The organism is Mesorhizobium sp. B2-5-11 (assembly GCF_006440835.1).
In the GTDB taxonomy this organism is placed as follows: domain Bacteria; phylum Pseudomonadota; class Alphaproteobacteria; order Rhizobiales; family Rhizobiaceae; genus Mesorhizobium.
Genome location: NZ_VFUK01000001.1, coordinates 1,169,544 through 1,186,975 on the forward strand (window position 1 = coordinate 1,169,544; position 17,432 = coordinate 1,186,975).

Genomic DNA, 17,432 nt, shown 5'->3' on the forward strand with positions numbered 1-17,432 from the left:
GTAAGGGGCGGTGCCCCTGGCCCGGAACTCTAAAGGAATTGAACCGATGCGTTCAGGTGTGATTGCAAAGAAGGTGGGAATGACCCGCATCTACAACGATGCCGGGGAACATGTTCCCGTCACCGTTCTCCAGATGGAGAACTGCCAGGTCGTGGCGCAGCGCACGCAGGAGAAGAATGGCTACACCGCCGTTCAGCTCGGCGTTGGCCTTGCCAAGGTGAAGAACACGTCGAAGGCGATGCGCGGCCATTTCGCGACCGCTTCCGTCGAGCCGAAGGCCAAGCTTGCCGAGTTCCGCGTCTCCGCCGACAACATGATCGATGTCGGCGCCGAGATCACCGTCGAGCATTTCGTCGCCGGCCAGAAGGTCGACGTCACCGGCACGACGATCGGCAAGGGTTTCCAGGGCGTCATCAAGCGCCACCACATGGGTGGTGGCCGCGCGACCCACGGTAACTCGGTCTCGCACCGCACGCACGGCTCGACCGGCCAGCGCCAGGACCCCGGCAAGGTGTTCAAGGGCAAGAAGATGGCCGGCCACATGGGCGACACGCGCGTCACCACACAGAACGTCGAGATCGTCTCGACCGATGCCGACCGCGGCCTGATCCTGATCCGCGGCGCGGTTCCCGGGTCGAAGGGTGCGTGGATCCTGGTTCGCGACGCCGCCAAGGTGGCGCTTCCGGCCAATGCGCCGAAGCCCGCCGCGATCCGCCCAGTTGCTGCCGGTATGGGCACGAAGAATGAGGCTCCGGCCACAGAGGGAGCGGAATAATGGATCTCAAGATCACAACGCTGGGCGGCAAGGACGCCGGCAAGGTGAAACTCTCCGAGGAGATTTTCGGCCTTGATCCGCGCGAGGACATTTTGCAGCGCGTCGTGCGCTGGCAGCTCGCCAAGAAGCAGCAGGGCACGCACAAGGCCAAGGGCCGCGCCGAGATCGCGCGCACCGGCGCCAAGATGTACAAACAGAAGGGTACGGGCCGCGCCCGTCACCATTCGGCACGCGCTCCGCAGTTCCGCGGCGGCGGCAAGGCTCACGGCCCGGTCGTTCGCAGCCACGAGCACGAGCTGCCGAAGAAGGTCCGCGCGCTCGGCCTCAAGCATGCTCTCTCGGCCAAGGCCAAGAGCGCGTCGATCATCGTCATCGACGAGCTGAAGCTGACCGAGGCAAAGACCAAGGCGCTGATCGCGAATTTCGCGACGCTGGGCCTGACGAACGCCCTGGTGATTGGTGGCGCCGAGCTCGACCGGAACTTCAAGCTGGCCGCGACCAACATCCCGAACATCGACGTGCTGCCCATCCAGGGCATCAACGTCTACGACATTCTGCGCCGCGGCACGCTGGTCCTTTCGAAGGCCGCCGTCGAGGCTCTCGAGGAGCGCTTTAAATGACCGACCTTCGTCACTACGACGTAATCGTCAGCCCGGCGATCACCGAAAAGTCGACCATGGCTTCCGAGCAGAACCAGGTCGTTTTCAACGTCGCCAAGAAGGCGTCGAAGCCGGAAATCAAGGCCGCCGTCGAAGCGCTGTTCGGCGTCAAGGTGATGGCCGTGAACACGCTTGTCCGCAAGGGCAAGATCAAGCGCTTCCGCGGCACGATCGGCCGCCAGAGCGACGTCAAGAAGGCGGTAGTGACGCTGGCCGACGGCCAGTCGATCGACGTCGCGACGGGTCTCTGAGCAAGGCCGCGAGGACAGGACAATGGCACTTAAAAAATTCAACCCGATAACGCCGAGCACCCGTCAGCTGGTCATCGTCGACCGCTCGGGCCTCTACAAGGGCAAGCCCGTCAAGGGTCTGACCGAGGGCCTGACCAAGTCGGGCGGCCGTAACAATTACGGCCGCATCACTGCACGCTTCATCGGCGGCGGTCACAAGCGTTCGTACCGCATCATCGATTTCAAGCGCCGCAAGTTCGACGTCGTCGGCACGGTCGAGCGCATTGAATACGATCCGAACCGCACCGCCTTCATCGCGCTGATCAAGTATGACGATGGCGAGCTGTCCTACATCATCGCTCCGCAGCGCCTTGCCGCCGGCGACAAGATCGTGGCTGGCGAAGCGGTCGACGTGAAGCCGGGCAATGCGATGCCGCTGGCCTCGATGCCGGTCGGCACGATCGTCCACAACATCGAGCTGAAGCCGGGCAAGGGCGCCCAGGTCGCCCGTTCGGCTGGCGGTTACGCCCAGCTCGTCGGCCGCGACCAGGGCATGGCGATCCTGCGCCTCAACTCGGGCGAGCAGCGTGTCGTTCACGGCTCCTGCATGGCTACCGTCGGTGCCGTGTCCAACCCGGACCACGGCAACATCAACGACGGCAAGGCCGGCCGCACGGTTTGGCGTGGCAAGCGCCCGCACAATCGCGGCGTGACCATGAACCCGGTCGACCACCCGCATGGCGGTGGTGAAGGCCGCACCTCCGGTGGCCGCCATCCGGTCTCGCCGTGGGGCAAGCCGACCAAGGGCAAGAAGACGCGGTCCAACAAGGCGACCGACAAGTTCATCCTGCGCTCGCGCCATCAGCGCAAGAGCTAAGAAGAGGTAACGCCAAGTGACTCGTTCTATTTGGAAAGGCCCCTTCATCGACGGCTACCTTCTCAAGAAGGTGGACAAGGTTCGTGAAGGTGGTCGCAATGAGGTGATCAAGATGTGGAGCCGTCGCTCCACCATCCTGCCGCAGTTCGTCGGCTTCACCTTCGGTGTCTACAACGGCCAGAAGCATGTTCCCGTCTCGGTGAACGAGGACATGGTCGGTCACAAGTTCGGTGAATTCGCTCCGACGCGGACCTATTACGGTCACGGCGCGGATAAGAAGGCGAAGAGGAAATAATCATGGGCAAGGCCAAAGCTCCGCGCAGGCTTGCTGACAACGAAGCGCGCGCCGTACTGCGCACGATCCGTATCAGCCCGCAGAAGCTGAACCTGGTTGCCGCGCTGATCCGCGGCAAGAAGGTCGCGACAGCGCTTTCCGACCTGGAATTCTCGGCCAAGCGGATTTCCGGCACGGTCAAGAAGACGCTGGAATCGGCGATCGCCAACGCGGAAAACAACCACGACCTCGACGTCGATGCGCTGATCGTGGCGGAAGCCTATGTCGGCAAGTCGATCGTCATGAAGCGGTTCCATGCCCGGGGCCGTGGTCGCGCCAGCCGCATCGAGAAGCCGTTCTCGCACCTCACGATCGTCGTTCGTGAAGTCGAAGAAAAAGGGGAGGCCGCATAATGGGCCAGAAAGTCAATCCGATCGGTCTTCGCCTCGGCATCAACCGCACCTGGGATTCGCGCTGGTTCGCGAACACCGGCGAGTACGGCAAGCTGCTGCATGAGGACATCAAGATCCGCAAGTACCTCGAGAAGGAGCTCAAGCAGGCTGCCATCTCGAAGGTCGTGATCGAGCGTCCGCACAAAAAGTGCCGCGTCACCATCCATGCCGCGCGCCCGGGTCTGATCATCGGCAAGAAGGGCGCCGACATCGAGAAGCTTCGCAAGAAGCTGATGGAGATGACCAAGTCCGAGACGCACCTCAACATCGTGGAAGTGCGCAAGCCGGAAATCGACGCGACCCTGGTCGCCCAGTCGATCGCCCAGCAGCTCGAGCGCCGCATCGCGTTCCGCCGCGCCATGAAGCGTGCCGTGCAGTCGGCGATGCGCCTCGGTGCCGAAGGCATCCGCATCAACTGCTCGGGCCGTCTCGGCGGCGCCGAAATCGCGCGCATGGAATGGTACCGCGAAGGCCGCGTGCCGCTGCACACGCTGCGCGCCGATGTCGACTACGGCACGGCCGAGGCGAATACGGCGTACGGCATCTGCGGCGTCAAGGTGTGGGTGTTCAAGGGCGAGATCCTCGAGCACGACCCGATGGCTTCGGAGCGCCGCGCGACCGAGGGCGATCATGCGCATGGCGGTGGTGGTGGTGATCGCGAACGCGGTCGTCGTCGCGAAAACGCCTGAGACATTTAGGAATTTGGAGTTAGAACGATGCTGCAGCCAAAGCGCACAAAGTTCCGCAAGCAGTTCAAGGGCCGTATCCACGGTACCGCCAAGGGCGGGACCAACCTGGATTTCGGTGGTTTCGGGCTGAAGGCGCTTGAGCCGAACCGCGTCACCGCGCGCGAGATCGAAGCGGCCCGCCGCGCGATCACCCGCGAGATGAAGCGCGCCGGCCGTGTCTGGATCCGTATTTTCCCGGATCTGCCGGTCACCTCGAAGCCGACCGAAGTCCGCATGGGCAAGGGCAAGGGCGCGGTCGACTACTGGGCGGCGCGCGTCAAGCCGGGCCGGATCATGTTCGAGATCGACGGCGTCAACGAAGAAACCGCCCGTGAGGCACTGCGTCTCGGCGCGGCCAAGCTCTCGGTCAGGACGCGCTTCGTACAGCGCATCGCAGAATAAGGACGGGCTGATCATGAAAGCCGAAGACATCCGGACCAAGACCCAGGACCAGCTGACCGACGACCTGGCCAGCCTGAAGAAAGAGCAGTTCAACCTGCGCTTCCAGAAGGCGACCGGCCAGCTCGAAAAGACCGCGCGCGTGAGGCAGGTCCGCAAGGACATTGCGCGTATCAAGACCATCGCTGCGGAAAAGTCCGCGGCTAAGAAGGCTTAAGGACGAAAACCATGCCAAAGCGCATTCTGCAGGGCACCGTCGTCAGCGACAAGAACGAGAAGACGGTTGTCGTCAAGGTCGAACGGCGCTTCACGCATCCCGTGATGAAGAAGACCGTGCGCATGACCAAGAAGTACAAGGCGCACGACGAGAACAACGCCCACAAGGTTGGCGATCAGGTGTTCATCCAGGAATCGAAGCCGATTTCCAAGGACAAGCGCTGGATCGTCGTGTCTTCGGACCAAGCCTGATCTCTGGGCGTAAACAAACGAATTTTGGACAGACCGGGGAGGGGTGAAGAACCCGTCCCGTTAGAAAAGAAGAAGGCGGCCAGTCATGATTCAGATGCAAACAAACCTCGACGTCGCGGATAATTCCGGCGCCCGTCGTGTCATGTGCATCAAGGTGCTGGGCGGCTCGAAGCGGAAATACGCTTCCGTAGGCGACATCATCGTGGTGTCGATCAAGGAAGCCATCCCGCGCGGCCGCGTGAAGAAGGGCGATGTGATGAAAGCGGTCGTGGTTCGCACGGCCAAGGACATCCGCCGCCCGGACGGCAGCGTGATCCGTTTCGACAAGAACGCGGCCGTTCTCGTCGACAACAAGAAAGAGCCGATCGGCACGCGTATCTTCGGACCGGTTCCGCGCGAACTCCGCGCCAAGAACCACATGAAGATCATCTCGCTCGCGCCTGAAGTGCTGTAAGGAGCCGGACCAATGCAGAAGATTAGAAAAGGCGACAAGGTCGTCGTGCTGGCTGGCAAGGACAAGGGCCGTTCGGGCGAAGTCCTGTCGGTTCAGCCGAAGGACGACACCGCGCTGGTGCGCGGCGTCAACATGATCCGTCGTCACCAGAAGCAGTCCCAGTCCCAAGAGGGCGGGATCATCACCAAGGAAGCGCCGATCCAGCTGTCGAACATCGCGCTGGCCGACCCCAAGGATGGCAAGCCGACCCGCGTCGGCTTCATCTTCCAGAAGGACGGCAAGAAGGTGCGCGTCGCCAAGCGCTCGGGAGAAGTCATCAATGGCTAAGGCTCAAACCAAGCAGGCGACTGCCCAGAACACGCCGCGCCTCAAGCAGGTCTACAACGAGACCATCCGCAAGGCCTTGCAGGAGCAGTTCGGCTACGACAACGAGATGCAGGTTCCGCGCATCGACAAGATCGTGCTGAACATGGGCGTTGGCGAAGCGACCGGCGATTCGAAGAAGCCTTCGATCGCGGCCGAGGATCTGGCGATGATCGCCGGCCAGAAGGCCGTCGTCACCCGCGCCCGCAATTCGATCGCAGGCTTCAAGGTCCGCGAGAAGATGCCGATCGGCGCCAAGGTCACGCTGCGCAAGGAACGCATGTACGAGTTCCTCGACCGCCTCGTGAACATCGCGCTGCCGCGCGTCCGCGACTTCCGCGGACTGAATCCGAAGAGCTTCGATGGCCGTGGCAACTACGCCATGGGCATCAAGGAACACATCGTGTTCCCGGAGATCAACTACGACAAGGTTGATCAGATCTGGGGCATGGACGTCATCGTTTGTACGACTGCGAAGACGGACGACGAAGCCAGGGCACTGCTCAAGGCCTTCAACTTCCCCTTCCGCCAGTAACGGCAGCGAGAAAAGGAAAAATCTGAAATGGCAAAGACCAGCTCAGTCGAGAAGAACAACAGGCGCCGCAAGCTTGCCGACCAGTACGGTCCCAAGCGCGCTGCCCTGAAGGCGATCATCATGGACCAGTCCAAGCCGATGGAGGAGCGCTTCCGCGCTCAGCTCAAGCTTGCCGCCATGCCGCGCAACTCGGCCAAGATCCGCATCCGCAACCGCTGCGAAGTCACCGGCCGTCCGCGTGCCTACTATCGCAAGCTCAAAGTATCGCGCATCGCGCTTCGTGATCTCGGCAATAACGGCCAGATCCCGGGCCTGGTCAAGTCGAGCTGGTAAGGAGGACATAATATGTCATTGAGCGATCCTCTCGGCGATATGCTGACCCGCATCCGCAACGCCTATGGCCGCAAGAAGTCGAGCGTGTCGACGCCGGCCTCGCGTCTGCGCACCCGCGTCCTCGACGTGCTGAAGGCTGAAGGCTATATCCGCGACTACAGCCAGACCGACTTCGACAACGGCAAGTCCGAAATCGAGATCGAGCTGAAGTATTTCGATGGAGCGCCGGTCGTGCGCGAAATCGCCCGCGTCTCGAAGCCGGGCCGCCGCGTTTACGTTTCGGCCAAGTCGATCCCGCATGTCGCCAACGGCCTCGGTATCGCCATCCTTTCGACGCCGAAGGGCGTGATGGCCGACCACGAAGCGCGCGAACAGAACGTCGGTGGCGAGATCCTCTGCCAGATCTTCTGATCCGGCAGCGTGATCCCGAAAAATGGAATCCGGTCTTCGGATCGTTCCGAAGACAGAGACCTGAAACAAGAGAAGTGACGAGGACAACAAAATGTCTCGTATTGGAAAGAAACCCGTTTCGCTGCCGCAGGGCGTGACCGCGACCGTCAACGGCCAGACCGTGACGGCGAAGGGCCCCAAGGGCGAGCTGAAGTTCGTGGTCAACGACGAAGTGCTGGTCAAGATGGAAGGCAGCGAGATAGCTGTCGAGCCGCGCGACCAGTCCAAGACCGCCCGCTCCAAGTGGGGCATGTCGCGCACGCAGATCGTCAACATCCTGCAGGGCGTCAAGGACGGCTTCGAGAAGAAGCTCGAGATCACCGGCGTCGGCTATCGCGCCGCCTTGCAGGGCAAGAACCTGCAGCTGGCGCTCGGCTTCAGCCACGACGTCGTCTACGAGACGCCGCAAGGCATCACCATCACCGTGCCGAAGCCGACCGAAATCACCGTGGCCGGCATCGACAAGCAGCAGGTCGGCCAGGTGGCTGCGGAAATCCGCGAATACCGTGGTCCCGAGCCCTACAAGGGCAAGGGCGTCCGCTACGCAGGCGAGAAGATCGTCCGCAAGGAAGGCAAGAAGAAGTAGTGGGTTTGGCCCCGGGAAGGTGCAGACTTTTCGGAAGGGGCCAAGCCAGGAAGTGTAACGCCGCGGGGAGCGGTCGCGGGAGGCGCTTTCGCCTACCGCACAGGGCGGCCCCCGTTTTCTGAAGGCAAGGAAGACCATCATGGGTACCAAGGAAGCCACTCAGCGCCGCGCGCAGCGCGTCCGCCGCCAGATCAAGAAGGTCGCCGGCGAGCGTCCGCGCCTGTCGGTTCACCGCACGTCGAAGAACATCTACGTCCAGGTCATCGACGACGCCAAGGGCCACACCATCGCTGCCGCCTCGACCCTCGAGAAGGACCTCAAGGGTTCGCTCAAGACCGGTGCAGATACCGCTGCCGCTGCCGCGATTGGCAAGCTGATCGCCGAGCGTGCCGCCAAGGCGGGAGTCAAGGAAGTCGTCTTCGACCGCGGCCCGTACATCTATCACGGCCGCGTCAAGGCGCTGGCCGAGGCGGCTCGTGAAGGCGGCTTGAGCTTCTAAGCCTGATCCGGACCGAAAGTCGGCAGAAAGTTGCAGACTTTTCGAAACGGATCATGCAAGGGAGTGATGATTTTCACCGTCGGCGACCCGCAATGAGGCGTCGGCATTCAGCAACCCGTGCTTCCGGAAAAGAACAAGGAACAGGATATGGCACAGGAACGTAGGGATGGCGGCCGCGGCCGCGATCGTGAAGAACGCGATGACGGCATGGTCGACAAGCTCGTCCACATCAACCGTGTCGCCAAGGTCGTCAAGGGCGGCCGCCGCTTCGGTTTTGCAGCACTCGTCGTCGTCGGCGACCAGAAGGGCCGCGTCGGCTTCGGTCACGGCAAGGCGCGCGAAGTGCCGGAAGCCATCCGCAAGGCAACCGAATCGGCCAAGCGCGACATGATCTTCGTGCCGCTGCGCTCGGGCCGCACGCTGCACCACGATGTCGAGGGACGCTGGGGCGCCGGCCGTGTTCTCCTGCGCGCCGCCAAGCAAGGTACCGGCATCATCGCCGGCGGCCCGATGCGTGCCGTCTTCGAGACGCTCGGCATGCATGACGTGGTCGCCAAGTCGATGGGTTCGTCGAACCCTTACAACATGGTTCGCGCCACTTTCGACGCGCTGAAGAGCCAGATGCATCCCAAGGATGTGGCTGCCGCGCGCGGCATCAAGTATTCGACCCTTCAGGCCCGCCGCGGCACCGCCGTCGCGGCTGAAGAATAGTCGATCTGACCAGGGATTTTGACCATGGCCAAGAAAGCAACCAAGACCATCACCGTTGAGCAGATCGGTTCGCCGATCCGCCGCCCGAAGGAACAGCGCGCGACGCTGGTCGGCCTCGGCCTCAACAAGATGCACAAGCAGCGCACGCTGGAAGATACGCCTTCCGTGCGCGGCATGATCGCTGCCGTCCAGCATCTCGTCCGCGTCGTGGACGAGGGCTGAGCACAGGCGCAGGAGAAGCAAGATGAAACTCAACGATCTGCGTGACAAGGACGGCGCGACGCATTCGAAGAAGCGTCTCGGCCGCGGCATCGGCTCCGGTTCCGGCAAGACTGCCGGTCGCGGCGTCAAGGGCCAGAAGGCGCGCTCCGGCGTCGCCGTCAACGGCTTCGAGGGTGGCCAGATGCCGCTCTATCGGCGCCTGCCGAAGCGTGGCTTCAACAACATCTTCGCCAAGAGCTTCACCGTCGTCTCGCTGGCCCGTATCCAGGCCGCTGTAGACGCCAAGAAGCTCGATGCGAAGGCGACCGTGACGGCCGAGGCGCTGGTAGCCGCCGGCGTCATCCGTCGCGTGAAGGACGGCGTGCGCGTGCTGTCGGACGGCGATCTCAAGGCGAAGCTCGCCTTTGACGTCGCCGGGGCCTCCAAGGCCGCGATCGAGAAGATCGAAAAGGCCGGCGGTTCGGTCAAGCTGCCGCAAGAGGCGGCCGCCGAGTAACAGCAATTTGAAGCGCGCTCGGCAAGGCCGATCCGGTTTTGCTTTCGATCACGCTTCGACCTGTTCAATATGGCGGCCGCGTCAACGCGGCCGCTTGCATGTTTACAGTCCGGAGCTTATCTCGTGAGCTTCGGTGACACGCGCCGCCTGACCTTAGGGCCATCAAGCGTGACCAAGCGGAGAATCGGGCATGGCTTCGGCTGCTGAACAACTAGCCTCGAATCTGAATTTCTCAGCCTTCGCCAAAGCGGAGGACCTGAAGAAACGAATCTGGTTCACCGTCGGCGCGCTGCTCGTCTACCGCCTCGGCACCTACATCCCGCTTCCCGGCATCAATCCCGATGCCTTCGCGCAGGCCTTCTCTTCGCAGAGCAAGGGCGTGCTGGGCATGTTCAACATGTTCGCCGGCGGCGCCGTGCAACGCATGGCGATCTTCGCGCTCGGCATCATGCCTTACATTTCCGCTTCCATCATCATGCAGCTGATGACCTCGGTCATCCCGTCGCTGGAAGCGCTAAAGAAGGAAGGCGAGCAGGGCCGCAAGGTCATCAACCAGTACACGCGCTACGGCACGGTGCTCCTGGCGCTGGTGCAGGCCTATGGTATTTCGGTCGGGCTTGAAGGCGGCAACGGCATCGTCAGCGATCCCGGCATGTTCTTCCGCATCTCGACCGTCGTCACGCTGGTCGGCGGCACCATGTTCCTGATGTGGCTCGGCGAGCAGATCACCGCGCGCGGCATCGGCAACGGCATTTCGCTGATCATCTTCTCCGGCATCGTCGCCGGCCTGCCGCATGCCATTTCCGGCACGCTGGAACTCGGCCGCACCGGAGCGCTGTCGACCGGCCTGATCCTGGCGATCATCGTGCTGGCCATCGTCGTCATCGCGCTCATCGTCTTCTTCGAGCGCGCCCAGCGGCGTCTGCTGATCCAGTATCCGAAGCGTCAGGTCGGCAATCGCATGTTCCAGGGCGACACTTCTCACCTGCCGCTCAAGCTCAACACGTCGGGCGTCATCCCGCCGATCTTCGCCTCGTCGCTGCTCTTGCTGCCGGCCACCGTCGCCGGCTTCTCGCAGACCACGAACATGCCGGCCTGGGCCAGCACCATCCTGGCCTCGCTCGGCCATGGCCAGCCGCTCTATATGTTGTTCTACGCGGCGATGATCGTGTTCTTCGCCTTCTTCTACACCGCGATCGTCTTTAACCCGAAGGACACCGCCGACCAGCTCAAGAAGCACTCCGGCTTCATCCCCGGCTACCGTCCGGGCGAGCGCACCGCCGACTATATCGACTACGTTCTTACCCGCATCACTGTCGTCGGTGCCATCTATCTGGTGCTGGTCTGTCTGCTGCCGGAGTTCCTGATCTCGGCGACTGGCGTACCATTCTACCTTGGTGGCACATCGCTTCTGATCGTGGTCAGTGTCACGCTCGACACGGTTGCGCAGATTCAGGGCCACCTGATCGCGCACCAATATGAAGGCCTGATCAAGAAGTCGAAGCTGCGCGGGGGGAAGAAAGCCAGATGAGGTTGATTTTGCTTGGGCCGCCAGGAGCGGGCAAGGGGACACAAGCACAAAGACTGGTAGAGAGACACGGCATCCCCCAGCTTTCCACGGGCGACATGCTGCGCGCCGCGGTCCAGGCCGGTACCGAAGTCGGCAAGCGCGCCAAGGCGGTCATGGATGCCGGCGAGTTGGTCTCGGATGCCATCGTCAACGCCATCGTGGCCGAGCGCATCGACCAGCCCGATTGCGCCAATGGTTTCATCCTCGACGGCTACCCGCGTACGCTGGTGCAGGCTGATGCGGTTGAATCGATGCTTGACGAACGTGGCATCGCGCTCGACACCGTCATCGAGCTTGTCGTCGATGACAAGGCGCTGGTCGGCCGCATCGTCAAGCGCGCCGATGAGGCCAAGGCAGCCGGTCAGCCGGTGCGCAAGGACGACAATCCGGCGGTGTTCGAGGAGCGCCTGCGGGAATATTACAAGAAGACCGCTCCGCTGATCGGCTATTATTATGCCAAGCGCCGGCTGAAGAGCGTGGACGGCATGGCTGGTATCGATGCCGTGACGTCGGAGATCGAAGCCGTGCTCGCGGCGACGGTGAAACAGGCCGCCGCGGCCAAATAGCGATTGTGCTTGACTGAAGCGGTCCGCTGGGGTATGGCGGCCCGTCTTCCTGTCAGGCATGGAGTTTGCTTGCCCGCAAGGGCGGGGCAGCCGTTTTTGACCAGGAAACTCCCGCAAGGGCCGGCCTCCACCGGACGCGGGGCAACGCAGACAGCGCCGGGCCTACCTTGTTTTGAAGGTGGCCGGCCCATATGGAGATGAGAAGAACATGGCTCGTATAGCCGGCGTCAACATTCCGACCAACAAGCGCGTTGTCATCGCGCTTCAGTACATTCACGGCATCGGCAAGAAGTTCGCCCAGGAAATCGTCGACAAGGTCGGCATCCCGGCCGAGCGCCGCGTCAACCAACTGACCGACGCGGAAGTGCTGCAGATCCGCGAGACGATCGACCGCGACTATCAGGTCGAGGGCGACCTGCGCCGCGAAGTGTCGATGAACATCAAGCGGCTCATGGACCTCGGCTGCTACCGCGGCCTGCGTCACCGTCGCTCGCTGCCGGTTCGCGGCCAGCGCACGCACACCAATGCACGCACCCGCAAGGGCCCGGCCAAGTCGATCGCCGGCAAGAAGAAGTAATTTAGGGCAGTAAGGGAGTAGGGGAGTAAGGCAGTAGGGAATGCCCGGCAATCGGGTCGCACTTTCCCTACTCCCTTACTGCCCTATTCCCCACTCCCTTACCAAGGTGGAGCCGCTGGCATTACGGCGGTGTAGAGATCAACTGAAAGGAATACCATGGCCAAGGAAGCCGCTCGTGTTCGCCGTCGCGAACGCAAGAACATCTCGTCGGGCGTTGCCCACGTCAATTCGACCTTCAACAACACCATGATCACCATTACCGACGCGCAGGGCAATTCGATCGCCTGGTCGTCGGCCGGAGCCCAGGGCTTCAAGGGTTCGCGCAAGTCGACCCCCTTCGCCGCCCAGATGGCTGCCGAGGATGTTGCCAAGAAGGCCCAGGAACACGGCATGCGCATGCTCGAGGTCGAGGTCTGCGGACCCGGCTCCGGCCGTGAATCGGCGCTGCGCGCCCTGCAGGCGGCTGGTTTCACCATCACCTCGATCCGTGATGTGACCCCGATCCCGCACAATGGCTGCCGTCCGCGCAAGAAGCGTCGCGTCTAAGGAATTACCGAACGCCGCGTGAACGCCAGAAGCGTTCCTCCGCGGTTTTCCAGGTCGCCCGCCACGATTGGATGGTGGCGGGTCAACGGAAGGAAAGCATCATGATCCAGAAAAATTGGCAGGAACTGATCAAGCCGAACAAGATCGAGTTCTCGTCGAAGAAGAAGACGCTGACCACGCTGGTGGCCGAGCCGCTCGAACGCGGCTTCGGCCTCACCCTCGGCAATGCGTTGCGCCGCGTGCTTCTGTCTTCGCTGCGCGGGGCGGCCGTCACCGCCGTACAGATCGACGGCGTCCTGCATGAATTCTCGTCCATCGCCGGCGTGCGCGAGGACGTGACCGACATCGTCCTCAACATCAAGGAAATCGCCATCCGCATGGAAGGCGACGGCCCCAAGCGCATGGTTGTGCGCAAGCAGGGCCCGGGTGCGGTTCTCGCCGGCGACATCCAGACGGTGGGCGACGTCGAGATCCTCAATCCGGATCACGTCATCTGCACGCTGGACGAGGGCGCTGAAATCCGTATGGAATTCACTGTCGATACCGGCAAGGGTTACGTGCCGGCCGACCGCAACCGCGCCGAGGATGCGCCGATCGGCCTGATCCCGGTCGACAGCCTCTATTCGCCGGTCAAGAAGGTCTCCTACAAGGTCGAGAACACCCGTGAGGGCCAGGTTCTCGACTACGACAAGCTGACCATGACCATCGAGACCGACGGTTCGATCTCGGGCGAGGACGCGGTGGCTTTCGCCGCCCGCATCCTGCAGGACCAGCTTGGCCTGTTCGTCAATTTCGACGAGCCGCAGAAGGAAGTCGCCACCGAAGCCGTCACCGAGCTTGCCTTCAACCCGGCGCTGCTCAAGAAGGTCGACGAACTCGAGCTTTCGGTGCGTTCGGCCAACTGCCTGAAGAACGACAACATCGTCTACATCGGCGATCTCATCCAGAAGACCGAAGCCGAGATGCTGCGTACCCCGAACTTCGGCCGCAAGTCGCTGAACGAGATCAAGGAAGTCCTGGCGGCGATGGGCCTGCACCTCGGTATGGAAGTGCCGGACTGGCCGCCGGAAAACATCGAAGACCTCGCCAAGCGTTACGAAGATCAATATTGAGGCTCCGAGGAGCTTCTCGAACCCGGAATGAAGGAGAAGAGCCATGCGCCATGGATTTAAAGGCCGCCGGTTCGCCCGCAGCATAAGCCATCGCAAGTCGATGTTTGCCAACCTTGCCGTGTCGCTGCTCGAACACGAGCAGATCGTCACCACCTTGCCCAAGGCGAAGGACCTGCGTCCGATCGTCGAGAAGCTGGTGACGCTCGGCAAGCGCGGCGACCTGCACGCCCGCCGCCAGGTGATCGCGCAGATCGGCAATGAAGGCGTCGTCAAGCGCCTGTTCGACACCATCGCGCCGCGCTACGCCACCCGCAACGGCGGCTATCTGCGCATCATGAAGGCGGGCTTCCGCCACGGTGACAATGCCGCGATGGCGGTCATCGAATTCGTAGACCGCGACACGGAGGCCAAGGGCGCCGGCGACCGCGCCCGCCTCGAAGCCGAAGGCACCGATGCGGAAGCCGCAGCCGCTTAAGGCTTCGCTTTTCAAATGATTTAAAGGGGCCTGCGGGCCCCTTTTTCATATTCTGGCCGCCTCGGCTGCTCCTGCGTCAAAATAATTCGATTTAATCGCCTTAGCCTTTCATTTTGCACATTCGTCGGGACAATGCGCCCCAACTCGCACGGAGGATTCGCAATGCGCGCTAAAAGACTGTCCCTGGTTCTGCTCTGCGCCTTTATGGCGTTCGCAACCACGCCGACAGTCCGGCAGGCATTGGCCGAGGATGCCCCCAAAGCCGATCCGGGCCTCTCCGACGTGCTCACCGACCTGCTGCACGGCGTCGAGGGCGAAAACGCCACCTCGGGCCCCGACAAGCGCGTGCCGTTCGGCCGTGAGGAAGTGCAGTTGTCGTTCGCGTCATTGGTCAAGCAGACGGCGCCGGCCGTGGTCAATGTCTATGCCTCGCAAACGGCCAAGGTCGTTTCGCCCTTCGAAGGCGATCCGTTCTTCGAAGAATTCTTCGGTCGCGCGCAGCCGCGCGCGCAGTCCTCGCTGGGCTCGGGCGTGCTTGTCGATCCGAGTGGCGTCATCGTCACCAATTTCCACGTCATCAAGAATGCCGACGAGGTGAAGGTCGCGACCGCCGACGGGCGCGAATTCACCAGCAAGGTGATGCTCAAGGACGAGACGCTCGATCTTGCCGTGCTCAAGATCGAATCCGACAAGCCATTCCCGGTCATCGCCATCGGCGATTCCGATGCGCTCGAAGTCGGTGACCTGGTGCTGGCCATCGGCAATCCTTTCGGCGTCGGGCAGACCACCACCAGCGGCATCGTTTCCGCACTTGCCCGCAGCCATATAGGCGTTTCGGATTCGGGTTATTTCATCCAGACGGACGCTGCCATCAATCCCGGCAATTCCGGCGGCGCGCTGATCAACATGGGCGGCCAGCTGGTCGGCATCAACACCGCCATCTTCAGCCGCAGCGGCGGCTCGATCGGCATCGGCTTTGCCATTCCTGCCAATATGGTGCGCGCTTTCGCCGATGCCGCCAAGGCCGGTCTCGATTTCTTCGAGCGGCCTTACATCGGGGCCGAGTTCGAAGCGGTGACGCCGCAGATCGCTGAATCGCTCGGCATGGAAAAGCCTGCCGGCGCGCTGGTCTCGTCCGTTGACGCGTCCGGACCGGCCGGCAAGGCCGGATTGAAGCCTGGCGATGTCGTCCTGCAGATCAACGGCAGGCCGGTCGAGAGCATCGAGGCACTGGACTATCGCATGGCGACGCTGTCGATCGGTACAAAGGCCAATTTCGCGGTGCTGACCAAAGGCCAGCAGGCGGCGATGGACATCGCGCTGGAACGCGCGCCCGAGGGTGCAAAACCCTCGGAGGTGACGCTGCATGGCCGCAGCCCCTTCTCGGGCGCCAAGGTTGCGGAATTATCGCCGCGGCTGGCTCAGAAGCTCGGCCTGCGCACCGACATCAAGGGCGTCACCGTGGTCGACATCAATCGCGATTCGCCGGCCGCCGATTTCGGCTTCCAGCCGGGCGACATCGTGCGCGAGGTCAACGGCACGACAATCGATACGGCGGCGACGCTGGCGCAGGCTTCCCAGCAGGATACGCGCTGGTGGCGCTTTACCGTCGAGCGCGGCGGGCAGATACTGCGCCAGGTGTTGCGTTACTGAGCTCGATCGCTGAAGAGATCGCGCTCCAAACCCAAAAAGAAGTGCATGGCCGATCTGTTCAGTGTCGATGAACCGGAAAAGGCGCCGCCAGGCCGGCCGCTGGCAGACAGGCTGCGCCCGAAAAACCTTGGCGAGGTCGTCGGCCAGGAGCATCTGACCGGCCCCGATGGCGCACTGACCCGGCTGATTAATTCCGGTTCGCTCGGCTCCATGATTTTCTGGGGGCCGCCCGGCACCGGCAAGACCACGGTGGCGCGCCTGCTTGCCGGTGAAACCAGCCTCGCCTTCGAGCAGATTTCGGCGGTTTTCTCCGGCGTAGCCGAGCTGAAGAAAGTGTTCGAGGCGGCCAAGCTGCGCCGCGCCAATGGCCGCCAGACCCTGCTGTTCGTCGACGAGATCCACCGCTTCAACCGCGCCCAGCAGGACGGCTTCCTTCCAGTCATGGAAGACGGCACCGTCGTGCTCGTCGGCGCCACCACCGAAAATCCGTCCTTCGAGCTCAATGCAGCTCTGCTGTCGCGTGCGCGCGTGCTGGTTTTCCATTCGCTTGGCGAGGAAAGCATCGCAAAGCTTCTGGCCAGGGCCGAAGAGACGGAGGGCAGGGCGCTGCCGCTCGATGATGAGGCGCGAACGATGCTCATCCGCATGAGCGACGGCGATGGCCGGGCCTCGCTGACGCTGGCGGAAGAAGTTTGGCGCGCCGCCAAATCAGGCGAAGTGTTCGGTCCCGAAGGCTTGCAGCGCATCATCCAGCGTCGGGCGCCGATCTACGACAAAGGCCAGGACGGTCATTACAATTTGATCTCGGCGCTGCACAAATCCGTGCGCGGCTCCGATCCCGATGCCGCGCTCTACTACCTCGCGCGCATGTTCGACGCCGGCGAGGATCCGCTCTATCTCGGCCGCCGGCTGGTGCGCATGGCGATGGAGGACATCGGGCTGGCCGATCCGCAGGCATTGGTCATCGCCAACGCGGCCAAGGACGCCTACGATTATCTGGGTTCGCCCGAGGGCGAACTCGCCTTCGCCGAGGCCACCGTCTATCTCGCCACGGCGCCGAAATCCAACGCGGTCTACACCGCCTTCAAAGCGGCCACGCGCGCTGCCAAGGAGCACGGTTCGCTGCTGCCGCCCAAGCACATCCTCAACGCGCCGACAAAGTTGATGAAAGACGAAGATTACGGGGCTGGCTACCGCTATGATCATGACGAACCGGACGCGTTTTCCGGCCAGGACTATTTTCCGGAAAAGATGGGTCGCCAGACCTTCTACGACCCACCCGAACGCGGTTTCGAGCGCGATATCAGGAAACGGCTCGACTACTGGGCGAAGCTGCGCAAAGAGCGGGAATAGCAGGCTTGCGGCGGCCGGTGGCGGTTGCGGTCCGAAACGAGGCTTCGCCTTGGGGCATTTCCACGTCGG

The 17,432-nt window shown here is 62.6% G+C and carries 28 protein-coding genes; all 28 read left to right on the plus strand.

What is annotated here, in order from left to right; all coding sequences use genetic code 11:
* Nucleotides 1-46 precede the first annotated feature (46 nt).
* The 28 genes from rplC (at nucleotide 47) to FJ490_RS06085 (ending at nucleotide 17,363) form a co-directional block, all read left to right on the plus strand.
* Entirely contained in the window at nucleotides 47-775 is a 729-nt protein-coding gene (gene rplC / locus FJ490_RS05950) for a 50S ribosomal protein L3 (RefSeq protein WP_140501257.1), read from the plus strand.
* On the plus strand, nucleotides 775-1,395 hold the full coding sequence (rplD, locus tag FJ490_RS05955; protein ID WP_140501259.1) for a 50S ribosomal protein L4: 621 nt from the start codon (nucleotides 775-777) through the stop codon (nucleotides 1,393-1,395). The genes rplC and rplD overlap by 1 nt, the downstream gene beginning before the upstream one ends.
* Nucleotides 1,392-1,685, plus strand: coding sequence for a 50S ribosomal protein L23 (locus tag FJ490_RS05960; RefSeq protein WP_006205465.1), 294 nt, complete (start codon nucleotides 1,392-1,394; stop codon nucleotides 1,683-1,685). Before rplD ends, FJ490_RS05960 begins: the two co-directional genes overlap by 4 nt.
* A 22-nt stretch (nucleotides 1,686-1,707) precedes the next feature.
* Nucleotides 1,708-2,541, plus strand: coding sequence for a 50S ribosomal protein L2 (gene rplB / locus FJ490_RS05965; RefSeq protein ID WP_140501261.1), 834 nt, complete (start codon nucleotides 1,708-1,710; stop codon nucleotides 2,539-2,541).
* 16 nt (nucleotides 2,542-2,557) lie between these two features.
* Entirely contained in the window at nucleotides 2,558-2,836 is a 279-nt protein-coding gene (gene rpsS, locus FJ490_RS05970; protein ID WP_006205463.1) for a 30S ribosomal protein S19, read from the plus strand.
* Nucleotides 2,837-2,838: 2 nt separating this feature from the next.
* The gene (gene rplV, locus FJ490_RS05975; RefSeq protein WP_006205462.1) at nucleotides 2,839-3,228 is read left to right on the plus strand and encodes a 50S ribosomal protein L22; all 390 of its coding nucleotides are present in this window, start codon (nucleotides 2,839-2,841) and stop codon (nucleotides 3,226-3,228) included.
* Entirely contained in the window at nucleotides 3,228-3,956 is a 729-nt protein-coding gene (gene rpsC / locus FJ490_RS05980) for a 30S ribosomal protein S3 (protein WP_140501263.1), read from the plus strand. The genes rplV and rpsC overlap by 1 nt, the downstream gene beginning before the upstream one ends.
* 27 nt (nucleotides 3,957-3,983) lie before the next feature.
* Nucleotides 3,984-4,397, plus strand: a complete 414-nt coding sequence (rplP, locus tag FJ490_RS05985) for a 50S ribosomal protein L16 (protein ID WP_027026963.1) — start codon at nucleotides 3,984-3,986, stop codon at nucleotides 4,395-4,397.
* Nucleotides 4,398-4,410: 13 nt separating this feature from the next.
* Nucleotides 4,411-4,611 carry a 50S ribosomal protein L29 gene (gene rpmC / locus FJ490_RS05990; RefSeq protein ID WP_006205459.1) on the plus strand — a complete coding sequence of 67 codons (201 nt, stop codon included), beginning with the start codon at nucleotides 4,411-4,413 and terminating at the stop codon, nucleotides 4,609-4,611.
* Between the two features lie 11 nt (nucleotides 4,612-4,622).
* The gene (rpsQ, locus tag FJ490_RS05995) at nucleotides 4,623-4,862 is read left to right on the plus strand and encodes a 30S ribosomal protein S17 (RefSeq protein ID WP_010909280.1); all 240 of its coding nucleotides are present in this window, start codon (nucleotides 4,623-4,625) and stop codon (nucleotides 4,860-4,862) included.
* Nucleotides 4,863-4,947: 85 nt separating this feature from the next.
* Complete coding sequence (gene rplN, locus FJ490_RS06000) at nucleotides 4,948-5,316, plus strand: 50S ribosomal protein L14 (protein WP_006205457.1); 369 nt, start codon at nucleotides 4,948-4,950, stop codon at nucleotides 5,314-5,316.
* 12 nt (nucleotides 5,317-5,328) lie between these two features.
* Nucleotides 5,329-5,643: a 50S ribosomal protein L24 gene (gene rplX, locus FJ490_RS06005; protein WP_006205456.1), complete on the plus strand. Its 315-nt coding sequence runs from the start codon at nucleotides 5,329-5,331 to the stop codon at nucleotides 5,641-5,643.
* On the plus strand, nucleotides 5,636-6,214 hold the full coding sequence (rplE, locus tag FJ490_RS06010; RefSeq protein ID WP_023717521.1) for a 50S ribosomal protein L5: 579 nt from the start codon (nucleotides 5,636-5,638) through the stop codon (nucleotides 6,212-6,214). Before rplX ends, rplE begins: the two co-directional genes overlap by 8 nt.
* 27 nt (nucleotides 6,215-6,241) lie before the next feature.
* Entirely contained in the window at nucleotides 6,242-6,547 is a 306-nt protein-coding gene (rpsN, locus tag FJ490_RS06015) for a 30S ribosomal protein S14 (RefSeq protein WP_013895695.1), read from the plus strand.
* A gap of 12 nt (nucleotides 6,548-6,559) precedes the next feature.
* The gene (gene rpsH / locus FJ490_RS06020; RefSeq protein ID WP_006205453.1) at nucleotides 6,560-6,958 is read left to right on the plus strand and encodes a 30S ribosomal protein S8; all 399 of its coding nucleotides are present in this window, start codon (nucleotides 6,560-6,562) and stop codon (nucleotides 6,956-6,958) included.
* Between the two features lie 91 nt (nucleotides 6,959-7,049).
* A complete protein-coding gene (gene rplF, locus FJ490_RS06025; RefSeq protein WP_140501269.1) occupies nucleotides 7,050-7,583 on the plus strand; it encodes a 50S ribosomal protein L6 in 534 nt (177 codons plus the stop codon).
* Between the two features lie 139 nt (nucleotides 7,584-7,722).
* Nucleotides 7,723-8,082 carry a 50S ribosomal protein L18 gene (rplR, locus tag FJ490_RS06030; RefSeq protein ID WP_140501271.1) on the plus strand — a complete coding sequence of 120 codons (360 nt, stop codon included), beginning with the start codon at nucleotides 7,723-7,725 and terminating at the stop codon, nucleotides 8,080-8,082.
* 147 nt (nucleotides 8,083-8,229) lie between these two features.
* Nucleotides 8,230-8,793: a 30S ribosomal protein S5 gene (gene rpsE / locus FJ490_RS06035; protein WP_006333394.1), complete on the plus strand. Its 564-nt coding sequence runs from the start codon at nucleotides 8,230-8,232 to the stop codon at nucleotides 8,791-8,793.
* Between the two features lie 24 nt (nucleotides 8,794-8,817).
* Nucleotides 8,818-9,015, plus strand: a complete 198-nt coding sequence (gene rpmD / locus FJ490_RS06040; protein ID WP_006205449.1) for a 50S ribosomal protein L30 — start codon at nucleotides 8,818-8,820, stop codon at nucleotides 9,013-9,015.
* Nucleotides 9,016-9,037: 22 nt separating this feature from the next.
* Nucleotides 9,038-9,511 (plus strand): 50S ribosomal protein L15, encoded by a 474-nt coding sequence (gene rplO / locus FJ490_RS06045; RefSeq protein ID WP_140501273.1) that lies wholly within the window; start codon nucleotides 9,038-9,040, stop codon nucleotides 9,509-9,511.
* Nucleotides 9,512-9,701: 190 nt separating this feature from the next.
* Nucleotides 9,702-11,042 carry a preprotein translocase subunit SecY gene (secY, locus tag FJ490_RS06050; protein WP_140501275.1) on the plus strand — a complete coding sequence of 447 codons (1,341 nt, stop codon included), beginning with the start codon at nucleotides 9,702-9,704 and terminating at the stop codon, nucleotides 11,040-11,042.
* Nucleotides 11,039-11,647 carry an adenylate kinase gene (locus FJ490_RS06055; protein ID WP_140561135.1) on the plus strand — a complete coding sequence of 203 codons (609 nt, stop codon included), beginning with the start codon at nucleotides 11,039-11,041 and terminating at the stop codon, nucleotides 11,645-11,647. The genes secY and FJ490_RS06055 overlap by 4 nt, the downstream gene beginning before the upstream one ends.
* A gap of 208 nt (nucleotides 11,648-11,855) precedes the next feature.
* Nucleotides 11,856-12,224, plus strand: coding sequence for a 30S ribosomal protein S13 (gene rpsM, locus FJ490_RS06060; protein ID WP_006205445.1), 369 nt, complete (start codon nucleotides 11,856-11,858; stop codon nucleotides 12,222-12,224).
* A gap of 156 nt (nucleotides 12,225-12,380) precedes the next feature.
* Nucleotides 12,381-12,770: a 30S ribosomal protein S11 gene (gene rpsK / locus FJ490_RS06065; protein ID WP_006205444.1), complete on the plus strand. Its 390-nt coding sequence runs from the start codon at nucleotides 12,381-12,383 to the stop codon at nucleotides 12,768-12,770.
* Nucleotides 12,771-12,871: 101 nt separating this feature from the next.
* The gene (locus tag FJ490_RS06070) at nucleotides 12,872-13,882 is read left to right on the plus strand and encodes a DNA-directed RNA polymerase subunit alpha (protein ID WP_023682599.1); all 1,011 of its coding nucleotides are present in this window, start codon (nucleotides 12,872-12,874) and stop codon (nucleotides 13,880-13,882) included.
* Between the two features lie 43 nt (nucleotides 13,883-13,925).
* Nucleotides 13,926-14,357, plus strand: a complete 432-nt coding sequence (gene rplQ / locus FJ490_RS06075; protein ID WP_140501279.1) for a 50S ribosomal protein L17 — start codon at nucleotides 13,926-13,928, stop codon at nucleotides 14,355-14,357.
* Between the two features lie 162 nt (nucleotides 14,358-14,519).
* Nucleotides 14,520-16,010: a DegQ family serine endoprotease gene (locus FJ490_RS06080; protein ID WP_140729120.1), complete on the plus strand. Its 1,491-nt coding sequence runs from the start codon at nucleotides 14,520-14,522 to the stop codon at nucleotides 16,008-16,010.
* Nucleotides 16,011-16,055: 45 nt separating this feature from the next.
* Nucleotides 16,056-17,363, plus strand: coding sequence for a replication-associated recombination protein A (locus FJ490_RS06085; protein ID WP_140501283.1), 1,308 nt, complete (start codon nucleotides 16,056-16,058; stop codon nucleotides 17,361-17,363).
* Nucleotides 17,364-17,432: the final 69 nt, after the last annotated feature.